The organism is Methylobacterium tarhaniae, assembly GCF_001043955.1.
Lineage (GTDB): Bacteria > Pseudomonadota > Alphaproteobacteria > Rhizobiales > Beijerinckiaceae > Methylobacterium > Methylobacterium tarhaniae.
Window position 1 is genome coordinate 1 of the sequence record NZ_LABZ01000339.1, and the last position, 3,644, is coordinate 3,644.

The following is a 3,644-nucleotide window of genomic DNA, read 5'->3' on the forward strand; positions in this document are numbered from 1 at the left end:
CGAGCGGTTCGTGACGCCGAAGAGCCTGGGCCACGGCGAGGACGAGTAGGCGAAGGGGTGGTGCAGCCGTCGATGTGACCGAAGCAGAGCTGTCTCGGAAAGGCACGGGCTTCCCCTCTCCCCGCGGGCGGGGAGAGGGGAAGCCCGTGCCTCGTCTTTCCCCGGACAGCTCTGCCGCGAACGAGAAGAAGAAAAACCCGCATCCACCCTCGTTGGAACGCAGCGCCCGACCCATCGCTTGAGACAGGCTAAGCCTCAGAGACGCAAATCGGCCCCCGTGATCCTCACCGCCTTCCTCGCCCTGACCCTCGCGGCCGGCCCCGCGACCGATGCGGGCGCCGCCCTGGTCCGGGACGGCGCCGCCCATCTGCGTGACGGGCTCGCCGCCGCCTCTGCCCTGGCAACACCGGCGCGCGAGATGCCGGTCTACCGGCCCGAGGCGCGGGCGGTGTCGACCTGGCGAGCGGAGACCCGCGACGGGCTCCTGCCGCTCTCCCTCGCCTGGACCGCCTGGGCGGCGCCGGGGGATCCGGCCTTCGTGGCGCGCTGCGTCAAGCTCAACAATTACTGGTGCATCAAGCGCGCGCGCTGGGACGGCGAAATCGGCGGCGATCAGGAGGGCCATACCGGCTTTGCCACCGCCGGGCAGGGGGCGGATGCCGCGGTCTCGCTGCTGCGGCGCTATTACGGCGAGTATGGGCGCCGCTCGGCCCTGGCGATCGTCCGCCGCTGGGCGCCGGCCGAGTGTGGCGCACCGGTCGCGGCGCGCTCCGTCAGCCCGGCGCGGGGGGCCTTGCCCGCGCGGGCCGCCTCTCCGGCCCTCGCGGCCCTGGCGCCGCAGGGCATCGGCCGCACCCTGCGGGCGCGCTTCCTCGCCAGCCACGGCCGCGGCGGCGCATCCCGGCGGGTTGCGCGGGCGCCGAGCGCCGCCGCGCCCGCGGCCCGGCCCGTCGCCGCGCATGCCCTGCGGGTCCAGCCCTGGTCGGCGCTCGCCCGGATGCAGGGGCGGCCGCGCCAGCCCGTGCGCGCCGTCAGGGCACCGCCACTTCCCACCATCGCCACCGGCATCGGCGAGACCGCGCGCCCCGCCGCCACGATCGAGCCGGACCGGATCCTCGACGGTGCCCGCCTCGCCGCGGAGGCCGCCGCCCTGCCGACGCTCGCCGCCGCATCGGTCTCGGCGCTGCCGCCCGCCTTGCGCCCGCCTGCCCCCTTCTGCGGCTCCGACGAGATCCGGATCCAGAACTACGCCGCCCGCATCGCCGGCAGCGTCGGCGTCAAGCCGGGAGACGATCTCGGCCTGTTCACGCCCGACGGCCATGCCACCGAGCGCCTCGCCCCGGTGCTGCTGGCGATGTCGGCGGTCGAGCTCGGGGCTCTGCGGGCGAGCCCGGCCCTCGTCGCGGCGGCGATTGCCCGGGCGGAGTCCGAGCGGGCGGCGAGCCGGCAGGCTCAGGCCGCGCCGTAGCCCTTGCGGAAAACCCGGCCCCGCGCCACCTCCCGGATCACGATGAAGCGAGAGCGTACCGCGTGCCGCCCCTGACCGACCTCGCCGCGCGTGCCGGCTCCCTCGCCAAGTCCGTCACCGAGGCGACACGCTCGCTCGCCGAGGCCTCGAACGACCTGCTGGTCCAGCCGACCGTGCGGCTCGGCGTCACCGGCCTCGCCCGCTCCGGCAAGACGGTGTTCACGACCGCGCTGGTGCACCAGCTCACCGGCCTGCACCCGCTGCCGGCGCTCCGCGCCTCGCAGGAGGGCCGCCTGCGCCGGGCCCGCCTGGTGCCGCAGCCCGACGACGCGGTGCCGCGCTTCCCCTACGAGGACCACCTCGCGGCGCTGACCGAGGCGCGGCATTGGCCGCGCTCGACCGACCGGATCAGCCAGCTGCGCCTCGAAGTCGACTACGAGCGCAAGAGCGGCTGGCGCACCGGACCGGCGAGCCTGATGGTCGACATCGTCGATTACCCGGGCGAGTGGCTGCTCGACCTCGCGCTCATCGAGCAGACTTACGAAGGCTGGTCGCGGGAGACCATCGCCGCCGCGGAGCGGCCCGGCCGGACCGCGATGGCGGCGCCATGGCTCGCCTCCTTGCGGGCGCTGGACCCGACCCAGCCCCTCGACGAGATCGTGGCCGAGCGGGCGAGCGAGGCGTTCAAGCTCTACCTCGCCGCGGTGCGCGCCGGGCCCGAGGCGGTGGCGACCACGCCGCCGGGCCGCTTCCTGATGCCGGGGGACCTCGCCGGCTCGCCGGCGCTGACCTTCGCGCCGCTGATCCTCGACGGCCCGGTGAACCCCGACAGCTTAGGGAGCCTGATGCAGCGCCGCTTCGAGGCCTACAAGCACCGGGTGGTGACGCCGTTCTTCCGCGACCATTTCCAGCGCATCGACCGCCAGATCGTGCTGGTCGACGTGCTGGCGGCGGTCGATGCCGGGGCGGCGGCGCTGGCCGAGCTGGAAGAGGCCCTGGACCGGGTGCTGATGAGCCTGCGGGTCGGGCGCAACACCCTGCTGTCGCGCTTCTTCGCGCCGCGGGCGGATAGAATCCTGTTCGCCGCCACCAAGGCCGACCACCTCCACCATGCGAGCCACGACCGGCTCGACGCACTCCTGCGCCTCCTCGTCGCGCGCTCCCTGCGACGCACGGAAGCGGCGGGCGCCCATGTCAGCACCCAGGCGCTGGCCTCGGTGCGCTCGACTCGCGAGACGGTGGTGCATGACGGGCCGCACGCCTTCCGGGCGGTGGCCGGCACGCCGGAGGCGGGCGAGAGCATCGACGGCGAGACCTTCGACGGCGAGACGGAGGCCGCGATCTTCCCCGGCGAGCTGCCCGAGCGGCCCGAAGCCGTGCTGGAAGGGGCAGTGCCGCCGGGCTCCCTGCGCTTCCCGCGCTTTCGCCCACCACAGGTCGCCCGCGATGCGCTCGGCCGCCCGGGCCGCCTGCCGCAGATCCGCCTCGACCGCGCCCTGAACTTCCTGATCGGCGACCGCCTCGCCTGAAGGTCCTGATGACCAATCCCCCGACCCACAAGCCCCGCGCCTTCCGCCTGCCGCCCGCCGGCACCGAGGCCCCGGCCGCTCCGCCGCCGCCCGGGACCGAGACGGCGCTCGCCGACGGCGTGCGTGTGGTGGAGGAACCGTTCGAGATCGTCGAGGCCGCCGACGGCGTCGCCGTGCCGGTGGCGCCGCGCTCGCGCGCACCCTGGGCGACGCTGCTGCTCTCGGCGCTGGGGGGCCTCGCCTCGCTGGGAATCGGCCTCGCCATCGAGCGGCTGATCGCCGACCTGTTCTCCGCCGCGCCCTGGCTCGGCATCCTGGCGCTCGTGCTGCTCGCGGTCGCCGTGGTGGCGCTCGCGGCCATCGTCTGGCGCGAGGTGGCGGGCGTGCTGCGCGAGCGCCGCATCGAGGCTTTGCGCGAAGAGGCCCTCGACGCGCTCCGCTCCCGCGACCACAGCGCCGCCAAGGCGGTGGTGCGACAGCTCTCCGGCCTCTATGCCGAGCGCCCGGCGATGAGCGCCGCCCGCGCCCGGCTCACCGCCCTCGACGACCAGATCCTCGACGTCGAGGACCGGATCGGCATCGCCGAGGCCGAGCTGCTGGCCTCCCTCGACCGCTCCGCCAAGGCGGCGGTGGCGGAGGCGGCGAAG

At 75.2% G+C, this 3,644-nt stretch carries 2 protein-coding genes and 1 pseudogene; all 3 read left to right on the forward strand.

The genetic code is table 11. The features are described 5' to 3' along the window. The first annotated feature begins 277 nt into the window (after positions 1-277). A complete protein-coding gene (locus VQ03_RS29780; protein WP_048454550.1) occupies positions 278-1,468 on the forward strand; it encodes a hypothetical protein in 1,191 nt (396 codons plus the stop codon). 62 nt (positions 1,469-1,530) lie between these two features. Next, positions 1,531-2,997 carry a YcjX family GTP-binding protein gene (locus VQ03_RS29785; RefSeq protein ID WP_048454551.1) on the forward strand — a complete coding sequence of 489 codons (1,467 nt, stop codon included), beginning with the start codon at positions 1,531-1,533 and terminating at the stop codon, positions 2,995-2,997. An 8-nt stretch (positions 2,998-3,005) separates the two neighbouring features. Continuing rightward, positions 3,006-3,644, forward strand: a pseudogene (locus VQ03_RS29790) (TIGR01620 family protein); the annotation flags it as partial.